The organism is Sinorhizobium fredii NGR234, assembly GCF_000018545.1.
Taxonomy (GTDB): Bacteria; Pseudomonadota; Alphaproteobacteria; order Rhizobiales; family Rhizobiaceae; genus Sinorhizobium; species Sinorhizobium fredii_A.
Genome location: NC_012587.1, coordinates 492,903 through 510,448, shown reverse-complemented (window position 1 = coordinate 510,448; position 17,546 = coordinate 492,903). Strand labels below are relative to the sequence as shown.

The 17,546-nt window shown below is 62.4% G+C and carries 17 protein-coding genes; 5 read left to right on the top strand and 12 right to left on the bottom strand.

Translation table 11 applies throughout. The features are described from left to right. Positions 1-45: 45 nt before the first annotated feature. The 3 genes from NGR_RS13650 to moaB are packed head-to-tail and all read left to right on the top strand — an operon-like array spanning position 46 to position 3,328. Positions 46-1,866 carry a tetratricopeptide repeat protein gene (locus NGR_RS13650; RefSeq protein ID WP_012707038.1) on the top strand — a complete coding sequence of 607 codons (1,821 nt, stop codon included), beginning with the start codon at positions 46-48 and terminating at the stop codon, positions 1,864-1,866. A 4-nt stretch (positions 1,867-1,870) separates the two neighbouring features. Further along, on the top strand, positions 1,871-2,782 hold the full coding sequence (locus NGR_RS13645; RefSeq protein ID WP_164924190.1) for a 4-(cytidine 5'-diphospho)-2-C-methyl-D-erythritol kinase: 912 nt from the start codon (positions 1,871-1,873) through the stop codon (positions 2,780-2,782). Positions 2,783-2,785: 3 nt separating this feature from the next. Next, on the top strand, positions 2,786-3,328 hold the full coding sequence (moaB, locus tag NGR_RS13640) for a molybdenum cofactor biosynthesis protein B (RefSeq protein WP_012707036.1): 543 nt from the start codon (positions 2,786-2,788) through the stop codon (positions 3,326-3,328). A gap of 282 nt (positions 3,329-3,610) precedes the next feature. Here the strand turns inward: moaB and NGR_RS13635 are convergent, their stop codons facing one another. Then, on the bottom strand, positions 3,611-4,144 hold the full coding sequence (locus NGR_RS13635; protein WP_012707035.1) for a glycosyl transferase: 534 nt from the start codon (positions 4,142-4,144) through the stop codon (positions 3,611-3,613). A gap of 175 nt (positions 4,145-4,319) precedes the next feature. On the opposite strand from NGR_RS13635, the gene NGR_RS13630 reads away from it, so the two are divergent. Further along, positions 4,320-5,477, top strand: coding sequence for a PA0069 family radical SAM protein (locus tag NGR_RS13630; protein ID WP_012707034.1), 1,158 nt, complete (start codon positions 4,320-4,322; stop codon positions 5,475-5,477). Between the two features lie 181 nt (positions 5,478-5,658). Then, on the top strand, positions 5,659-6,354 hold the full coding sequence (locus NGR_RS13625; protein ID WP_012707033.1) for a ribonuclease HII: 696 nt from the start codon (positions 5,659-5,661) through the stop codon (positions 6,352-6,354). Between the two features lie 261 nt (positions 6,355-6,615). Here the strand turns inward: NGR_RS13625 and NGR_RS13620 are convergent, their stop codons facing one another. From NGR_RS13620 to NGR_RS13570, 11 genes are all read right to left on the bottom strand, one after another. Then, a complete protein-coding gene (locus NGR_RS13620; RefSeq protein WP_012707032.1) occupies positions 6,616-7,266 on the bottom strand; it encodes a glutathione S-transferase family protein in 651 nt (216 codons plus the stop codon). Between the two features lie 230 nt (positions 7,267-7,496). Continuing rightward, complete coding sequence (locus NGR_RS13615) at positions 7,497-7,982, bottom strand: F0F1 ATP synthase subunit B (RefSeq protein ID WP_012707031.1); 486 nt, start codon at positions 7,980-7,982, stop codon at positions 7,497-7,499. 13 nt (positions 7,983-7,995) lie between these two features. After that, positions 7,996-8,613 carry a F0F1 ATP synthase subunit B gene (locus NGR_RS13610; RefSeq protein WP_164924189.1) on the bottom strand — a complete coding sequence of 206 codons (618 nt, stop codon included), beginning with the start codon at positions 8,611-8,613 and terminating at the stop codon, positions 7,996-7,998. A gap of 75 nt (positions 8,614-8,688) precedes the next feature. Next, positions 8,689-8,916, bottom strand: a complete 228-nt coding sequence (locus NGR_RS13605) for a F0F1 ATP synthase subunit C (protein ID WP_012707029.1) — start codon at positions 8,914-8,916, stop codon at positions 8,689-8,691. 84 nt (positions 8,917-9,000) lie between these two features. Continuing rightward, a complete protein-coding gene (locus NGR_RS13600; RefSeq protein WP_012707028.1) occupies positions 9,001-9,753 on the bottom strand; it encodes a F0F1 ATP synthase subunit A in 753 nt (250 codons plus the stop codon). Positions 9,754-9,813: 60 nt separating this feature from the next. Further along, entirely contained in the window at positions 9,814-10,173 is a 360-nt protein-coding gene (locus NGR_RS13595; RefSeq protein ID WP_164924188.1) for an AtpZ/AtpI family protein, read from the bottom strand. A gap of 287 nt (positions 10,174-10,460) precedes the next feature. Continuing rightward, positions 10,461-11,636: a cell wall hydrolase gene (locus tag NGR_RS13590; RefSeq protein WP_012707026.1), complete on the bottom strand. Its 1,176-nt coding sequence runs from the start codon at positions 11,634-11,636 to the stop codon at positions 10,461-10,463. A 189-nt stretch (positions 11,637-11,825) separates the two neighbouring features. Next, positions 11,826-13,727, bottom strand: coding sequence for a potassium transporter Kup (locus tag NGR_RS13585; RefSeq protein ID WP_012707025.1), 1,902 nt, complete (start codon positions 13,725-13,727; stop codon positions 11,826-11,828). Positions 13,728-13,742: 15 nt separating this feature from the next. Beyond that, a complete protein-coding gene (locus NGR_RS13580) occupies positions 13,743-14,720 on the bottom strand; it encodes a magnesium transporter CorA family protein (RefSeq protein WP_164924187.1) in 978 nt (325 codons plus the stop codon). Between the two features lie 344 nt (positions 14,721-15,064). Then, positions 15,065-16,216, bottom strand: a complete 1,152-nt coding sequence (locus NGR_RS13575) for an Mrp/NBP35 family ATP-binding protein (protein ID WP_012707022.1) — start codon at positions 16,214-16,216, stop codon at positions 15,065-15,067. 459 nt (positions 16,217-16,675) lie between these two features. Beyond that, positions 16,676-17,449 carry a LuxR family transcriptional regulator gene (locus NGR_RS13570; RefSeq protein WP_012707021.1) on the bottom strand — a complete coding sequence of 258 codons (774 nt, stop codon included), beginning with the start codon at positions 17,447-17,449 and terminating at the stop codon, positions 16,676-16,678. Positions 17,450-17,546 lie beyond the last annotated feature (97 nt).

Sequence of the window (17,546 nt, the reverse complement as noted above, 5' to 3'; positions counted from 1 at the left end):
GCAAAGACGCGGCGGGCCGAGACGATCGGCAACGAAAGGTTTTACATGCGGCATAATACATTCCTTCGCCTCCTCGGCGGCGCGGCAATGCTGGCTCTTCTGTGTGTGACCGGCAGCCACCAAGCCTTTGCTGAAGACAAGGCGGCTGTCGAGGATGCCCGACCTTTCGACATCAGAGGCGTCAACACCTTCGCCGGCGCCTTCCTGGCGGCGCGGACGGCCGACGTCGATCGCGATTTCGAGACGGCAACGGAACTCTATCGCATTGCGCTGAGGTTCGAGCCGGAGAATACCGAGGTCAAGCAGCGGCTGATGATCACGCTGCTGATGAGCGGCAAGTTCGACGAAGGCGTCAAGATTGCCGAGGCGCTGAAATCCGATCCGGCCGTCGAGCGGATCACCACGACTGTCCGGGCCATCGAATCGATCCGCAAGCGCGAATATCGCAGCGCCCAGAAGCTGTTGAACTATCAGGGTCCGAACGATCTCGACCGGCTGATGAGCACGCTTCTATCCGCCTGGGCGAAGGCCGGGCAAGGGCGGCCCAAGGAGGCCATCGCCCAGATCAAGGCCCTCGAGGGACCGGAATGGTTCCGGGTGTTCAAGAACTACCACACCGGAGCAATCGCCCTCGTGGCGGGCGACAAGACGACGGCACGCTCCAGGCTGAACGATGCCATTCTCGACCGTGAGGGCGGCAGCGCCGCGCCGGATACGTTCATGCGCGCGGTCGAGGCGCTGGCGCGCTTCGAAGCCCGCGAGGGCAACAAGCAGAAGGCGCTCGATACGGTTTCCGTCGGCGAGAGCCTCGTCAACAACTACACGCCGCTCGAGGCTCTGAGGGAGAGCATCGAAAAGGGCGAGCCCCAGGAGCAGCAGGTCCGCAATGCCGCGCAAGGGGCTGCCGCCGTCCTCTTTTCGATCGGCGGCGCGCTCAACCGCGAGGGAGCGGAAGACATCGTCACGCTCTATCTGCAGACGGCGCGCCGCCTCGATCCGGAAAGCGCCGACATCCTGGTCATGCTCGGCGGCATCGCGGAAAACCTGAAGAAGCAGGACGAGGCGATTGCGCTTTACAAGAGCGTGCCGGCGGAATCGCCGATGCGCCGCGTCTCCGAGCTCCAGCTCGGCCTGGCGCTCGCCAGCGTCGGCAAGGTCGACGAGGCGAAGAAACACCTGCAGGCGCTGATTGAAGTCGATCCGAAGAACATCCGCAACTATCTCGCCTATGGCAGCGTCCTTTCCGACGCCAAGGCGTACAAGGAGATGGGTGACCTCTACGACCGCGCCGTCGAGGCGATCGGCCCGGTGCCGAAGCGCAGCGACTGGACGGTGTTCTTCCAGCGGGGGATCGCCTACGAACGGCAGAAGATCTGGGAAAAGGCTGAGCCGAGCTTCCTCAAGGCGCTGGAACTCAACCCCAATCAGCCCCAGGTCCTGAACTATCTCGGCTACTCTTGGGTCGACATGAACATCAATCTCGACAAGGGCCTGGAGATGATCCGCAAGGCGGTCGAGCTCAAGCCCGACGACGGCTACATCGTCGATTCGCTCGGATGGGCCTATTTCCGCATGAACCGGTTCGACGAGGCGGTGACCGAGCTGGAGCGCGCCGCCGAACTGATGGCCGGCGACCCAACGATCAACGACCATCTTGGCGATGCCTATTGGCGGGTCGGACGCAAGCTCGAAGCGGTCTTCCAGTGGAACCAGGCGCTCGAAATGAAGCCCGAGGAAGCGGAAGTTTCGAAGATCAAGGCGAAGATCGAGAACGGCCTGCCAGCACTCAAGCAAGACGTGCCGGCCGCGGCGGATGCCAAGGAGACGCTGCCGAAGAAGCCCGCCGCGCCGGACAAGAAATCCTGATAGCATGCCGGCCGACGGCATCGCCGGCTTCGCGCTGACCCTTGCGGCGCCGGCCAAGATCAACCTGGCACTGCATGTCGTCGGTCAGCGCGCCGACGGACATCATCTTCTGGAAAGCCTCGTCACCTTCGCAGAGTGCGGCGACCGGATCGCATTCGCGCCAGCGGATGCCGACCACTTCACCGTATCCGGCCCGTTTTCGCGCGATCTGCCGGTCTCGGCGGACGGCAAGAGCGGCAATCTGGTATTGCGGGCTCGCGATCTTTTGCGGCGGGAGCTGATCGGACGGGGCGCTCCGACCACCTCTGTGCATCTGCATCTGGAGAAGAACCTGCCGATCGCCTCCGGGATCGGCGGGGGCTCGGCCGACGCGGCCGCCACGCTTCGCGGCCTGCTTTCGCTCTGGAAAGCCGAGATCGCGCCGGAAAGGCTCGCCAGCCTCGCCCTGGAACTTGGCGCCGATGTGCCGATGTGTCTCGACGGCAGGCCGCTGCTTGCCAGGGGGATCGGCGAAGAGATCGCCCCGCTTGCCGATCTGCCGTCCTTTGCGATCGTTCTCGTCAATCCGCTCGTCGCCGTCTCGACGCCCGTCATCTTTCGGATGCTCGCCGAGAAGCGCAATCCTCCCCTCGCCCTGCCGCACGGCGCCCATACCGCCGCGGCCTGGCTGGCAGCCCTCGCCGACATGCGCAACGATCTGGAGCGGCCGGCGAGAGCGCTGGAACCGGCGGTCGAGACGGTATCGGACGCGTTGCAAGCGGTGCGTGCCGATCTCGTACGGATGTCCGGCTCGGGCGCCACGTGTTTCGGTCTGTTCGACAGCGACGAAAAGGCGGGCGCGGCCGCGCAGCGCATTTCCGCCGATCAGCCGGGATGGTACGTTCTAGCCACCCGAACCGCGGGGAAGCGAGGATAACCAATGCCCGGCATCGACGAAGCACGTCCCTTCATTCCGGTCGGGATCGCCGTCCTCACGGTTTCCGATACGCGCACGCGCGCCGACGACAAGTCCGGTGACACGCTCGAGGCAAGCATACGCGATGCCGGCCACCGGCTCGAGGCGCGCGCAATCGTGCGTGACGACCGCCGGGAGATCTACGATCAGGTGAAGGCCTGGACGCTGGATGCGTCGATCGACGTCGTCATCACCACCGGCGGGACCGGCTTCACCGGCCGAGACGTGACACCGGAAGCGCTGGAGCCGCTCTTCGAAAAGCGCATGGACGGGTTTTCCGAGGTCTTTCACCGGATCTCCTACGACAAGATCGGCACGTCGACGATACAGTCGAGGGCGACGGGCGGCGTGGCCAATGCCACCTTCATCTTCGTGCTGCCCGGTTCGCCCGGGGCCTGCAAGGACGCCTGGGACGGGATCCTGAAGCAGCAGCTCGACTACCGGCACATGCCCTGCAACTTCGTCGAGATCATGCCGCGGCTGGACGAGCACTTGAAACGCGGCTGATCTCGCCCTGTTCCGTTTGGAACAGCCACGTATGGTTGAAACGGCTATATTCCTACTCGTCAGCTCGTCAAAGCAATGCGCATACCGTGCATCCGCATCCAAGCGAAGCGAGACGCCTCTTTCCAGATCCCCGCGGAAAGAGATCTACAAGTTATACGACATGGTGCCCCGCCACAGTGAGATGGAGCAGCATGGCAAGCCCTTTTCGCAGACAGGACATTTGAGAGTCGCTTCAGGGGGTGCCGCAAGGCACGCCCCTCTTGTGCCTGCAACCACGCCGTTTCAAGCTCGCTCGGCGGATCGGTGGCCGAGAGCAACCCAGGCCGGAACGAGCTCGGTCGCAAGCTTGCGGACCGCCCGCGCGGTCGCCATGTCGCTGAGCTGCATATTGGCGCGCGCGGCCGCAACGGCATCCTGCTTGCGCATCAGAAATCCGGCCTCTAGCGGCGCAGCCCGCTGCGACAAGCGCTTGAGAAGCGGCCGGCGATGCATCCGAGAGGGTGAAAACCGCGCCGGATCCTTGTTCAGCGAGACATATTCGATAAGCTCGTCCACCCAGCGTCCTATCGGACGAGCCCCCGGCTCAAGCAGCATCAGCCAATCACCGCGCGCCGAGCGGACAACGTCGGAGAGGTCCCATTCGGCGCAGAAGCGGCAGCCGGCTGCATCGGCGACATGGGCGGAACCATCACTGGAGCCGTGATCCAGGATGATCACGTCGCTGACGAGCCCTTCAACAGCTCCTGCGACAAGCACGGACAAGGTCTGTGCGAGTTCCGCTTCGTTGTCCCGCGTCTCCATGATGATCGTCAGCATAAACGTCTCCTAACGCATCATTGGATGAAATACCACAATTCTTCAGGGGTGTTAGCGGCCCGCACCGGTACGACCCCGCACTGCAGCAATTTTTGTTCTTGCTTTGTTCCAATTTGTGGTTTAGGAAAATAATCAGAGCGGACCGAAGTCGCAAATCCGGTCCGAGGAGGTTTCCATGACCGAGCTGTCTCAACTCAGGCAGGGTGCCTTTGCGCCCGGCAACAGCGCAGAGCTGGCGGAGGCCATCGTCACCGGTACGGGTGTCAGGATAGAGATCGATCGCCGTCGGGGACGCGGCGCAGCCCTCAACATGAGCGGCCGCTACGAGCCGCGGACGCGCGACGCGTTCGACGACGGTTGGCAGACGATCGAGGAATTGCCGCCGTTCAAGACGGAAGTTCAGGTCGAGAAACCTCGCAACGTCATCACCCGCAACGAGTCGCCGGACATTTCCTTCGATCGCTCCATCAATCCCTACAGAGGCTGCGAGCACGGCTGCATCTATTGTTTCGCGCGGCCGACGCACGCCTATATGGGGCTCTCGGCGGGGCTTGATTTCGAAGCGAAGCTCTTCGCCAAGCCGGACGCGCCCCGTTTGCTGGAACGCGAACTGGCCAAGCCGGACTATAAGGTGCGTCCCATCGCGATCGGCACCAATACGGACCCCTACCAACCGATCGAGAAAGAGTGGCGCATCATGCGCCAGATCCTTGAGGTGCTGAAGGCCGCCAATCACCCGGTGATGATCGTGACCAAGTCGGCCATGGTGACGCGCGACATCGATCTGCTCGCCCCGATGGCGGAAAAGGGCCTGGCGCGCGTCGGCATTTCCGTCACGACGCTCGACCGCAAGCTGGCGCGCGCCATGGAGCCGCGGGCATCGACGCCGCCCAAGCGGCTCGAAGCAATTCGCGCGGTGTCGGAAGCGGGCATTCCTGCGGGCGTTCTTGTGGCACCCATCATTCCGGCTCTCAACGATCACGAGATCGAGCGCGTGCTCGATGCGGCGAAGACGGCGGGCGCCGCCGAAGCCAGCTACGTGCTCCTGCGTCTGCCGCTCGAAGTGAGCCCGCTCTTCCGCGACTGGCTGTTGAGAAACTATCCGGACCGCTACAGGCACGTGATGTCGCTGGTCCGCTCGATGCGTGGCGGCAAGGATTATGACGCCGAGTTCGGCAAGCGGATGAAAGGCGCCGGTCCCTATGCCTGGCAGATCGGCCGTCGGTTCGAGCTTGCCGCCAAGCGCCTGGAACTCAACCTAACCCGCCGGCAATTGCGGCACGATATCTTCGTGCCTCCGCTGGGGATGGGTGTCCAGCTCTCCTTGCTTTAGGAGGGCGCCAGCACCCGCACGGACGCGTGCTTCGGGGACGCTGTCTCAAGGACGGTTTCACCCAAATCAAAGTTCCGGCGCCTCCTTGCCTCAGGATGGCGCTGGCTTTCCTCCCGGTTTACCGCCGCACACGTACCGGGGGGCTTGAAGGGAATCGGGCGAATATGCGAGGGTCCCCCGCATGTCACGTCGCAAGTCGCCCGATTCCCCGCTTTTTCAACTCGAGCCGGTCCTTCCGGACTTCAGCTTCGAAATCACCGCGAAGCGGGATGGTTTTTGGCCGGTCGCGGGTGCCGACGAGGCCGGCCGTGGTCCGCTTGCCGGTCCGGTGGTCGCGGCAGCGGTTATCCTTGATCCCGATGCGGTGCCTGGTGGCCTCAACGACAGCAAGCTCCTGACAGCCGAACAGCGCGAGGCGCTGTTTACCGAGATCATGGCGACGGCGACGGTGTCGATCGCTTCCTCCTCGGCCGCACATATCGACGCGACCGACATCCTCAAGGCCAGCCTCGACGCCATGCGCCGCGCCATCGACGGTCTGTCCATCGCGGCGCGCTTCGCCCTCATCGACGGCCGCGACGTTCCGCAGGGTCTCCCTTGCCATGCGAAGGCGATCGTCAAGGGAGATTCCCGTTCCGTATCGATCGCCGCGGCCTCCATCGTGGCGAAGGTCACGCGCGACCGCATGATGGCCCGGGCCGACGCCACCTTCCCCGCCTATGGCTTTGCGCTTCACGCCGGCTATGCCACCGTCAGGCACCGCAGCGCCATCGACAGCCACGGACCATGTTCGTTGCATCGCATGAGCTTCCGTCCCTTTCGGGAGGCTCAAGAGCAGCCGCTTGCGGTCAGCACCGGACCGATCGACCCCAACTGATGACGGCGATCGGCATCGCTCCCTGGCGATGCAGATCTCATCAGATCGACTGCCCCTGCACACCTTGACGCGGCATCGTTATTCTTGACTCGGCGCCATGCTGGAAAGGTGCGGTCGACATGTCCGCGCCTCAGTGCCGACTTCGAAGAGAAGCAGGACGACTACGGGGATCGACCACAATATGCTCGGTGACCTGTCCGAAGAGCTGCGCCAGCCTGAGAACCAGGCTGCCGGTCGCTTTGAGCCCGGGGCGGACCTTTGTCAGCCGGTCGATGCGGCGGTGAACACCGCCAATTGAGCGTCGAAAGCACGCTTGTATGCAGGTCGCGCTTCGCCGCGGGCGACATAGGCAGAGAGGTTCGGAAATTCGTCCAGCATACCCGATCCTTTCAGCCTGAGCAGCACCGTCACCATCAGCAGGTCACCGGCGCTGAACGCACCATCGAGCCAGTCGGCAACGCCAAGCCGACTGGAAAGGTCGCTCAGCCGTTTGCGGATGCTGTCCTCAAGGACACCTAGGCGCTGATCGTACCAAGGCTCGTCGCGCTCGAGGATCCTGGCGAGGGCGCGGTCGAAGATCGGCGGCTCCACCGTGTTGAGCGCCGCAAACATCCAGGCGATCGCCCGCGCCCGGGCATTCGCATTGCCTGGCAACAGGCCCGCGTGGCGCTCCGCGATATGGAGCACGATCGCCCCCGACTCGAACAGGGCGAGATCCCCCTCTTCGTAGGTGGGAATCTGCCCGAAAGGCTGAAGCGCACGATGCGCGGGTTCCTTCATCGCTTTGAACGACAGAAGACGAACGTCGTAAGGCTGGCCCACTTCTTCGAGCGCCCAGCGAACGCGCATGTCACGCGCCAGACCCTTGCCGCCATCGGGCGACCGTTCAAAGGCGGTAATTGTAATAGCCATCGTTGCTCTCCATAGCTTGCCTGTCTCGAAGACGACTGGCTAAACGAGATTCCGACACCCCATGCTCGCCGTCAGTTCAACGCCAGCACAGAAAATACGTTCCTGCTGCCGTCGAGCGTCGGCTTTCTCCCCAGAGCAGGCAGCTTACGGACAGTTGCTTGAACACCCCCAATAGAAAAGCCCCGCGTCGACGGCGGGGCTCTCAACTTCATCGATAATCGTACTGGAGCCTAGTTAAGGCGCCCCTTGACTTCGCCAAGAGCCTGCTTGAACAGCGTTTCCTGAGCGGTGGCGTCGGCTTTTGTCGCAAGCACTTTTTCCGCCGCGCTGATCGCGAGATCAACAGCCGCCGTGCGGACCGCGTTGATCGCGTCGCTCTCGGCCTGCTTGATCTTCTGTTCGGAAAGCGCCGTGCGGCGGGCCACGTAGTCCTCGGTCTTCTGCTTGGCTTCCGCTGTCAGCATCTCCGCCTCGCGCTGGGCGGCGGCGACGATGTTGGCGGCTTCGGCCTCGGCATCCTTGCGCTTGCGCTGGTACTCGGCAACCAGGCTCTGGGCCTCTTCGCGCAGACGCTTGGCTTCCGCCAGCTCATTGCCGATCTTGTCGGCGCGCGCGTCGAGCGCTTCGGCGATCTTGCCCGGCACCTTGAGATAGGCGATGAGCGCGAGGAATAGGATCAGGCCGACAAGGGCGTAGAAAGTCGCATCAAGTGCCATTGTTCCTTGCTCCTCAGTTGCCTGCCGAAGCCTTGACCGCCGCGGCGATCTCGGTCTTGGTGACGTTTCCGCCGATCAATTGCTTGACGACGGCCGTCGCCGTCTCCTCGGCGATCGCGCCGACATCGGCAAGTGCCTTGGATTTGATATCGGCGATGCGCGTTTCGGCAGCGGTGATCTTCTTAGTGAGCTCGGCTTCGACGGCAGCGCGGTCGGCAGTGGCCTTGCTCTTGGCCTCTTCGCGAGCCGTATCTGCGATCGAGTGACCCTTGGCTCTGGCGTTCGCCAGTTCCTGCTCGTAGGAAGCGATCGCAGCATCGGCCTCGCCCTTGAGGCGGGAGGCTTCATCGAGATCCTGGGCGATCCGGTCATGGCGCTTTTCGAGAATCCCGCCGATGCGCGGAATGATGACCTTCGACATCAAGAGATAGAAAAGCCCGAAGGTGATCGCCAGCCAAAGCAGCTGCGACGCGAAATGGGACGAATCGAAGGGCGGGAACACGCCGGAACCGTGCTCGGCTTCGTGGGCCACACCCGTTTCGGTGTGCACCTCACCGGCCGCAGGGGCATCGTGTGCTTCGGCGCCTTCAGTGGTGGTTGACTGCTGGGCATAGGCCGCGGTCACAAACATGCTCACCTCCAAGGCGCACTCAAGAATATGCGCGGCCGCGATCCCAGGGGATCGCGGCCGAAACTTCCACCGCTATTAGACGGCGAAAAGGAGGAGCAGGGCTACGAGCAGCGAGAAGATGCCCAGAGCTTCCGTAACGGCGAAGCCGAATACGAGGCGGCCGAACTGGCCGTCAGCAGCCGACGGATTGCGCAGAGCGCCGGAGAGGTAGCTGCCGAAGATGTTGCCGAGGCCGAGAGCCGTGCCGGCCATACCAAGGCATGCAAGACCTGCGCCGATGAACTTTGCTGCTTCCGCTTCCATGATTGAACTCCTTCGAAATGGTGTTGCGGCTTGGATTTGTGCCTCCGGCGGCTTCAGCCGACCGGAAGCAAGCGACTGTATTCCTTAGTGGCTTCCCGGATGGACGGCGTCGTTGAGATACATGCAGGTCAGAACTGCAAAGACATAGGCCTGGAGGAAGGCGACCAGGAATTCAAGACCGGTAAGAGCGACGGTCATGATGAGCGGCAGGATCGCGCCGCCGATGCCGAGCGCACCAAAAGCGCTGAGCGAAGCGACGAAGCCTGCGAAGACCTTCAGCGTGATGTGGCCGGCCAGCATGTTGGCGAAGAGACGGACCGAGAGGCTGATCGGACGGGAGAGGAACGAAATGACTTCGATCGACACCACCAGCGGCAGCAGCGCGCCCGGCACGCCATGCGGCACGAACAGCTTCAGGAAGCCGAACCCGTGCTTGTAGAAGCCATAGAGAATGACCGTGCCGATCACGAAGACCGCGAGCGCGAAGGTCACGATGATCTGGCTGGTGACGGTGAAGAAATACGGGAACATGCCGAGCAGGTTCGCCGTCAGGATGAACATGAACAGCGAGAAGACCATCGGAAAGAACTTCATCCCGTGGCTGCCCGCCCCTTCGCGAAGCATCGAGGCGATGAACTCGTAGGACACTTCTGAGACCGACTGCATGCGAGTCGGGATGACGCCGCGCTGAGAGGTCGTCAGGTAAAGAAAGCCCGCGGCAACACCGACGGTCGCCACCATGAACAGCGACGCATTGGTGAAGGAAAAGTCAATTCCGCCAATCTCGATCGGGACAATCTTATTGACCAGGAACTGGTGGGTCGGATCGTTTGACACCGCGCTTCTCTTTCGTTCTGCCCGCCCGCAAGCGGAAACCGTGTTCTTACGGACGACGCCTCAGGCGCCGTCACCGTCCTTCTTGCTATTCCCAGGGCTGCCTCCGCGCTGGTCGGGTGTCGCCACCAGACCGGCAGAACGCAACACGTTCAAGACGCCGGCACAGAAACCGAGAAGCAGGAGGACGATCATGCCCCACGGCCCTGTACCCGCAAAATGGTCCAAAAGATAGCCCAGGAACGCCCCGACCACGATGCCGGCGATGAACTCACTCGAGAGCTTCATCGCTGCTGCGTAGCCCTTGCGGCTCTCCGCACTGCGAACCTCGGCCTCGTCCGAAACATCCACGCGCTTCGACGCGATGTCCTCGCCAAGGCGCTTCAGCCGCGCTTCCAGGCTTTCTTCCGGCTTCTCCGTCACATGGCTCCCCTTTGCAGCCCCACGCGGTCGAACGCGATCTCGGTCATACAAACGGCCGGTGCTCAAGCCACGGTTCGGCCTCATTTGAAGTCGGGCGCAACATAGTTTTAGGCACCCGCATAGTCAAGGCATGCAGGGGCATTCAAGGTGGACAATATTTCTTCATAATTTCAATTACTTAATGGGAATTTGCAGCACCTGCGACAAAGCTGCAACGGTAATCGTCCTCGTTCATGGGAGCTTGGCTTCGCTGTGCAGGCACGCATTGTGCGGAATCGCGGTGCCGATCAACTCCAGCCGCCGCCATAGGTCCTGTAAAAGATGTGCAGACCGATCTGGCCAACCCGCTTCATAGTTTTCGCCCAGGCGGGCTTGACATAGGTGGCGTGGTAATGCGTGGCCGAGCCGACTTCCGGCAGCCAGACCTTTCCGGCGGTGACGGCCATCGCGACCTCCTTCGCCGTCTTCCAATGCGAACGCGAATAGATGAGATCGCGGATCATGTCGCAGGCAAACGAGAACTGGCAGCGGTTGCGCCAGGCCTTGTTCTGATAGACCACGCCGCAGATCGTCTTCGGATAGGTCGGGTTGCGCACCCGGTTGAGAATCACCTGGGCGACCGCCGCCTGGCCTTTCACGGACTCGCTCCTCGCCTCGAAGTAGATGCCTTCGGCAAGGCAGGTCTGCTCCTCCTTGCTGAACACCGTCGCCGGCAAGGCGGTCGCGGCCCAGGCATGATCGTCGGGGGCGATATCCGGGATGAAGCGCCCGCCGGTCTTGTCTTCGCGCAGAATCGAATCGAACGGCGATTCACGCGCATAGTCCGGCTCCGGCCGGACGTAGGCGGTTGCGAGGATATCGGCCTCGCGGTTGGTCACCAGCTTGGCGAGCACCGGCGAAACGCCCGGGTCCGGCTTCGGCGGCGTCCTGCGGTAGAAGGCGGTGGCGATCTCGATTTCCTTGCCTTTGATCTTCGGCTTGGCGAAGGCCATCTTGTCGGCCCCATCGAAATCGGGCCCAATCAGGAAACTCGTGCGCTTGAGGATCGAGCCGGCACTAAAATCCTTTGGCGGCGTGACCGGGCTGACGGCGACGATGCGCCCTTTCTTCAGCTTGCGGGTGACGCGGTCCTCATCGGGCGCTCCTCCTTGATGCTTCGTTTCGGCGGTCAGGGCCACGCGCCTGCCGTCGGAAAGCGTCATGCCGGCCCCGCCGTCGAGCCCGCCGGTCGTGACCGGATCGGCAAACACCATGTCGACGTCGTGGACCGATCCGGCCGGCGACCGGGTCAGATACATGCGCCAACGCTCTCCGCCGCGGTTGATGCCGGAAAGAAACGTGGCGAGATCGGAATAGGCAGCCACCGATGGAAAGCCGAGGAAAATGGCCAGGCCGATGAGCGCCGGGGCACGCCAGGCCGAGAAGGACATGCGAAACTTGCGACGCGACTTCCTACGCACCATAGCGCTCCACGCAACTCTTACTCGCGCACGCGTTCTCGCAAGCCGGCGGGATGCCGGCCCGAAGATGCCATGCAGGATGCTAAAGAATTGAAGCGTCTGGACCGCTGGCCGGGATCGCTTCGTTCTAGCCTCGAAAATGAAGCATTAACCTTGATGTTTGGTTAATGCCGAGCAGTCCGGCGAGGCTCGTCAGATGATCACGTGGGAACCGAGTTCGACGACGCGGTTGGTCGGCAGGCGGAAATAGTCGGAGGGATCGATGGCGGCGTTGGCGAGCGCGATGAACAGGCGATCCTGCCAGTGCGGCATGCCGGACTGGGCATCGGGCACGAGCTTGCGGCGGCCGAGATAGAAGGATGTCGACATGATATCGAACTTCAGACCCGACTTGCGGAAGAGGCCGAGCGCCTGCGAGACGTTCTGGGTCTCCATATAGCCGAACTTCATCTCGAGCAGGGTGAAGCGTTCCGATAGCGGCCGGACGCTGACGCGCTCTTCCTTCGGCACCTTCGGGGTGTTGGCGGTGCGGACCGTCAGAATGAAGTTCTGCTGGTGCAGGACGTGGTTGTGCTTGATGTTGTGCAGCAGCGCGGCCGGCGTCGAATCCGGGTCGCTCGTCAGGAAGATCGCCGTACCGGGCACGGCGACCGGCGCATGCTCGCTCTTGCGTTCGATCGACTTGATGAAGCTTGCCAAAGGAATGTCGATGTGACGCGTCTTGGCGTGGAGGATCTGGGTGCCGCGCTTCCAGGTCCACATGACAATGATGAAGGTCGCCGCGATCAGGATCGGCACATAACCGCCATCGTGGATCTTCAGCATGTTAGCGCCGAGGAAGACGAATTCCAGCGCCAGGAGCGGCAGCAGCGCGGCGGCGGCCCACCAGGCCGACCAGTTCCAGCGCGCGCGCAGGAACTCGAAAGCGAGCAACGTCGTCACCACCATGGCACCGGTGACCGAGATGCCGTAGGCGGTGGCGAGCGCTTCGGAAGAACCGAAGACGAAGACCAGCGCCATGACGCCGAACATCAGCAGCGTGTTGACGTTCGGCAGGTAGATCTGCCCCGTATGGGTCTCCGACGTGTGGAAAATCGCCATGCGCGGCAGGAAGCCGAGATGGATCGCCTGGCGCGTCAGCGAGAAAGCACCGGTGATGACGGCCTGGCTGGCGATGATGGTCGCCGCCGTCGCCAGAATGACGACGGGAAGCAGCGCCCACTTCGGGAACATCAGGAAGAAAGGGTCGGACATCGCCTCGGGGTGCTCGAGGATAAAGGCCCCCTGGCCGAGATAGTTCAGGGTGAGAGCCGGAAAGACGATGACGAACCAGGCCCATTGGATCGGCCGTCGGCCGAAATGGCCGAGGTCGGCATAGAGCGCTTCGGCGCCGGTCACCGTCAGGAACACGGCGCCCAACACGATGACGCCGACATAGCCTTCGTTGAACAGGAAGGTTGCGGCGTAGAACGGGTTGAAAGCGGAGAAGATCGACAGATCGTCGGCGATGTGGACGAGGCCGATGCCGCCCATGACCAGGAACCAGACGAGCGTGATCGGCCCGAAGAAATTGGAGACGGCGGCGGTCCCCTTCGATTGCACGGCAAACAGGAGCAGCAGGATGACGACCGCGATCGGGACGACATAGTCCGACAGCGCCGGCGTCACCAGCTTCAGGCCCTCGACAGCAGAGAGAACCGAGAGCGCCGGCGTGATCATCGCGTCGCCGATGAAGAGAGCCGCTCCGGCGACCCCCATGAAGAACAGAAGCCATGTGTGGCCATTGGCCGTCTTCATCAGCAGGGCCAGCAGCGAGAGCGTCCCGCCCTCGCCCTGGTTGTCGGCCCGCAACAGGAAGAGCACGTATTTGATCGTCACGATGATTGTCAGCGACCAGATCATCATCGAGATGAGGCCGATGATCTCCACATCCGTCACGCCGTCATGCGCAAGCGGGCGCAGCGCTTCGCGAAAAGCGTAGAGCGGGCTCGTGCCGATGTCGCCATAGACGACGCCGATGGACCCGAGCGCCAAGGCAAGCAGGCGGCGCGCATTTTCAGATCCATGCACGGCAGGCGCAGACGATTGAGACATGCGTTGCACAGGCTTCTAGAGCCAGCCTTTCCAGCGAAAGAAGAAAAACGGGATGATTGCCGAAAGCACCATGGCCGCCAGCGCCCAGGGATAGCCGAACTGCCATTCGAGTTCCGGCATGACCCGGAAATTCATGCCATAGACGGACGCGACCAGCGTCGGCGGCAGCAGTACGACGGAAGCGATCGAGAAGATCTTGATGATGGCGTTCTGCTCGACGTTGATGAGACCGAGCGAGGCATCGAGCAGGAAGGTGATGTTGCCGGAGATGAAGGCCGCGTGTTCAGAGAGCGATTGGATATCCCTGGAGATCGAGCGGCAAAGCTCGCGACTATACTTGTCCTCCTGCACTTCCGGGACGGTGTAGAGGAAGGTGAGCAGCCTCGACAGGGAAGCAAGGCTGTCGCGCGTCTTCGCCACCAGCCTGTGAAAGCCCGCCACATCGCGCAGGCGCGCTTCGAGCAGTTGCGGCGGCCTGCGCCGGCCCGCAGCGCGGTCGCCGAACACCTCGATCGACAAGTCGTCGATCTTGTCTACGGCCTGCTCCAGAATTTCAGAAGTCCGGTCGGAGATCGTTTCGAGCAGCCGGGTCAGGATCACCACGCCGTTCCGGCAACCACCGGGAATCCGATGCAAACCAGCCTTGAAGAGGCCGAAGACGCGCGGCTCAGCGTAGCGGATCGTCACCAGCCGGCCGCCGGAAAGAATGAAGCCGACGTCCGTCAGGCCAGCAATCTGCGTCTCGCTGCGATAGATCAGCGAGGCGGTCATGAAGACGGCGCCGTCTTCGACATAAAGGCGGCTCGACGGCTCGATGCCCTTGAGGTCGTCCCGGGTCGGAATGGAAATTCCGAGCAGCCCTTCCATCATCAGTTCTTCGGCCCTGGTCGGCTCGACGAGGTCGATCCAGACGATTTCCGGGCGCAGGGCGGCAGGCGGTTCCGCCGTCGAGAGCGCGACGGCTTCGCCATTGACGCAATATCCTGAGATCATGCGGCCGCCTTTTGGGAGGCGAACCATGAGGAATTGAAACGATCAGCCGCCACAGGATTTCCACAATGCCGATTCATCTGATGCAGACTTTCGCCCCACGACATCTCCGCTTGGTCGTCGTCAGGACAGAAATCTCCGGCGAGGAGCGCTAAGCACCTGCCTCTGCGCGAGCGGCAAGGCATATGGCGCAACGCCCGGGTAAAATCAATGCTTTTTGCGCAGGCCGACCTCGGCGGCACCTCACGTCTCGTTCCGAACGGTGCCGGACCCTACTTCAAAATGCCGGCGAGCGGTATGCTCTTGCGAAAGAAAAACATGGGCTTCGCAGGCGACACACCGATGGTCTATTCGAAGACGATGTTCGGCATTGCGCGGCTTTTACTGCCCTGGCCAGCTGAGAGCTGCTCCCAGACGCGTTCGGCGATACCACGGTAGATGCGCGCTACCTCGCCGTCCGGATCGGAAACCACCAGAGGCGTGCCCGCATCCGAGGTTTCCCGGATCCCCATGGTGAGCGGGACTTCTCCGAGGAAGGGCACGCCAATCCGCTCGGCCTCCTTGCGAGCACCGCCATGGCCGAAGATGTCGTAGCGGTTGCCCGTGTCCGGGGCGACGAAATAGCTCATGTTTTCAACGATTCCGAGCACCGGAACCTCGACCTTGCGAAACATCGTGATGCCCTTGCGCGCGTCGGCAAGGGCCAGGTCCTGCGGTGTCGACACGATAACGGCGCCGGCGAGCGGCACCTGCTGGGCCATCGTCAGTTGGGCATCGCCAGTGCCGGGCGGCATGTCGACGACGAGCACGTCGAGCTCGCCCCAGGCCACCTCGCGCAGCATCTGCAGGAGAGCGGACTGGATCATCGGCCCGCGCCAGATCATCGCGACCTCCTCGTCGACAAGGAAGCCCATCGACATCACCCGCAGCCCGTAATTTTCCATCGGCCGGATGAGCCGTCCCTCGATCTGCTGCGGGCGGCCGGAAATCTTCAGGAGGCGCGGCATCGACGGGCCATAGATGTCGGCGTCGAGCAGCCCGACCTTGAGACCATTCGCCTGAAGCGCCAAGGCCAGGTTTACCGACGTCGTGGACTTGCCGACGCCGCCCTTACCGGAAGCAACCGCGATGATGGCGCCAACGCCCGGAATGCCCGCCTTTGCCGGCGCACCGCCGGCCGGTCGCGGCGCATGCGCGTGGCCGGACGGCGGAGCCGGTCGCTGCACGGGGGCCGCCTGAGGCGCCGCCTTGCGGTCGGCGGTCAGCGCGACCATGGCCGCCTTCACGCCCGGTATTTCGCGAACGACTCGTTCGGCAGCGGCGCGCATCGGTTCGAGCTCTTTCGCCCGGTCGGCCGGCACCGTGATCGAGAAATAGGCCTTGCCGTCGGAAATGAACACATCGGAGACCAGTCCAAGATCGACGATGTTGCCTTCCATGTCCGGGCCGCGCACGCCGCGCAGCTTTTCAAGAACCATTTCCCTGGTTACGTCCGGCATCTCGCCCTCTTGTCTTTCTGCCGCGCCGGCAAGTCCCGCCTCTACAAACGGCCCCTGCCGCAAGCGCGAATGTCTGCATGGGTTCCCCAAACCGAATCCGAGGAACATGTGCAGTAAATAATCGAGGCGGGGCGCTTCGCCAATGTTAGAGATAAGAAAATGAAGGGCCGCCAGCCTGCCGCCCATGTCCGTACATCCGGGATCACAGGCGGCCGGCGGCGGCCCTTTTGCTTCGCGACCTTCTTGGGCGCTGTCTTCTTTTAGTCCCCTCTGTGGACCGACAAGAGAGAAGCAGGAAGCGTGCCAGTTCCAAACAGCGCAATAAAACACATGATTTCAAAGAGAAATGGGAACTGGCGCGAAACGCGGGTCGCAGTCCCGCTTAATTCTTGAGCATGCGTGCCCTTTAGGCACAGCACCGCGGCCGCAATCGAGCAACTGCCCAGGGCCGACAGAAGCCTAGCTGATATAGCCCTTCTTCATCGCCTTCACGACCGCTTGCGTGCGGTTGACGGCGTCGAGCTTCTTGGTGACATGGTTGAGGTAGTGATTGACGGTATGCTCGGAGAGGCCGAGGATCCCCGCGATTTCGGCGCTCGTCTTGCCGGCGGCCGTCCAGCTCAGGCACTGGATTTCCCGCTCCGAGAGGGTTGTGCTGCTGCTCTTCCAGACGGAGCCGATCTCGGCGAGACGGTTGTAGACGTGGATCGCGATCATCTGCAGTTCCATCGCCGCGGTCATCGGCAGGTCTGCCTCCGGACCCATGAGAATGACCGCGCCGCGGCCGCCTTCGGCGTCATGGACCGGGAAATAGTTTGCCTGGAAGATACCGTTCTCGCGCAGCATCACAATGTAATCCGCGGCGGAATCCGGCGTGCCACCCTCGCTCTCCCAATCTTCAAGCGTGATCTGGAAGGGGGTCGTCGTCTCCCTCAACCGACGAACGCCCGTGCTGAAGCGCAGCATCGACAGGCTGTCGTATTTGTTGAGAAGTTCGGCCGGCATGTTGGAAATCACGGTGGCGGCGGAAAGCCGCTCCATGTCGATCGGCGGAATCGAGCAGATGAGGAACGTCTTGAAACCGAAAATATGCGTAATCCGCCGCATGTAGCGGATAATATCGAACTGAGTCTCCAGCTTTGCGATCTCAGACGCGAAATCACCGCCCCGGGGTAGTTCGACGTCAGTCATCCCGGTCGTCATCGTATCTTGCATTCGCGCGTTCCATGACATTCATCATGTATCAAATAGCCTGAGCCGCGCAGGATTGCCAACAGTTGATCGGCAAGGATCTCCCGTCGGCGGCAAAAGGCTGTGTATTTCGTTTCGC

Coding starts and splice junctions, on each gene's coding strand:
- NGR_RS13570 (WP_012707021.1), bottom strand. CDS start 17,449: ATGTCATGGAACGCGCGAATGCAAGATACGATGACGACCGGGATGACT.
- NGR_RS13620 (WP_012707032.1), bottom strand. CDS start 7,266: ATGGCTATTACAATTACCGCCTTTGAACGGTCGCCCGATGGCGGCAAG.
- NGR_RS13575 (WP_012707022.1), bottom strand. CDS start 16,216: ATGCCGGACGTAACCAGGGAAATGGTTCTTGAAAAGCTGCGCGGCGTG.
- NGR_RS13615 (WP_012707031.1), bottom strand. CDS start 7,982: ATGGCACTTGATGCGACTTTCTACGCCCTTGTCGGCCTGATCCTATTC.
- NGR_RS13630 (WP_012707034.1), top strand. CDS start 4,320: ATGACCGAGCTGTCTCAACTCAGGCAGGGTGCCTTTGCGCCCGGCAAC.
- NGR_RS13625 (WP_012707033.1), top strand. CDS start 5,659: ATGTCACGTCGCAAGTCGCCCGATTCCCCGCTTTTTCAACTCGAGCCG.
- NGR_RS13650 (WP_012707038.1), top strand. CDS start 46: ATGCGGCATAATACATTCCTTCGCCTCCTCGGCGGCGCGGCAATGCTG.
- NGR_RS13635 (WP_012707035.1), bottom strand. CDS start 4,144: ATGCTGACGATCATCATGGAGACGCGGGACAACGAAGCGGAACTCGCA.
- NGR_RS13580 (WP_164924187.1), bottom strand. CDS start 14,720: ATGATCTCAGGATATTGCGTCAATGGCGAAGCCGTCGCGCTCTCGACG.
- NGR_RS13585 (WP_012707025.1), bottom strand. CDS start 13,727: ATGTCTCAATCGTCTGCGCCTGCCGTGCATGGATCTGAAAATGCGCGC.
- NGR_RS13645 (WP_164924190.1), top strand. CDS start 1,871: ATGCCGGCCGACGGCATCGCCGGCTTCGCGCTGACCCTTGCGGCGCCG.
- moaB (WP_012707036.1), top strand. CDS start 2,786: ATGCCCGGCATCGACGAAGCACGTCCCTTCATTCCGGTCGGGATCGCC.
- NGR_RS13610 (WP_164924189.1), bottom strand. CDS start 8,613: ATGTTTGTGACCGCGGCCTATGCCCAGCAGTCAACCACCACTGAAGGC.
- NGR_RS13605 (WP_012707029.1), bottom strand. CDS start 8,916: ATGGAAGCGGAAGCAGCAAAGTTCATCGGCGCAGGTCTTGCATGCCTT.
- NGR_RS13590 (WP_012707026.1), bottom strand. CDS start 11,636: ATGGTGCGTAGGAAGTCGCGTCGCAAGTTTCGCATGTCCTTCTCGGCC.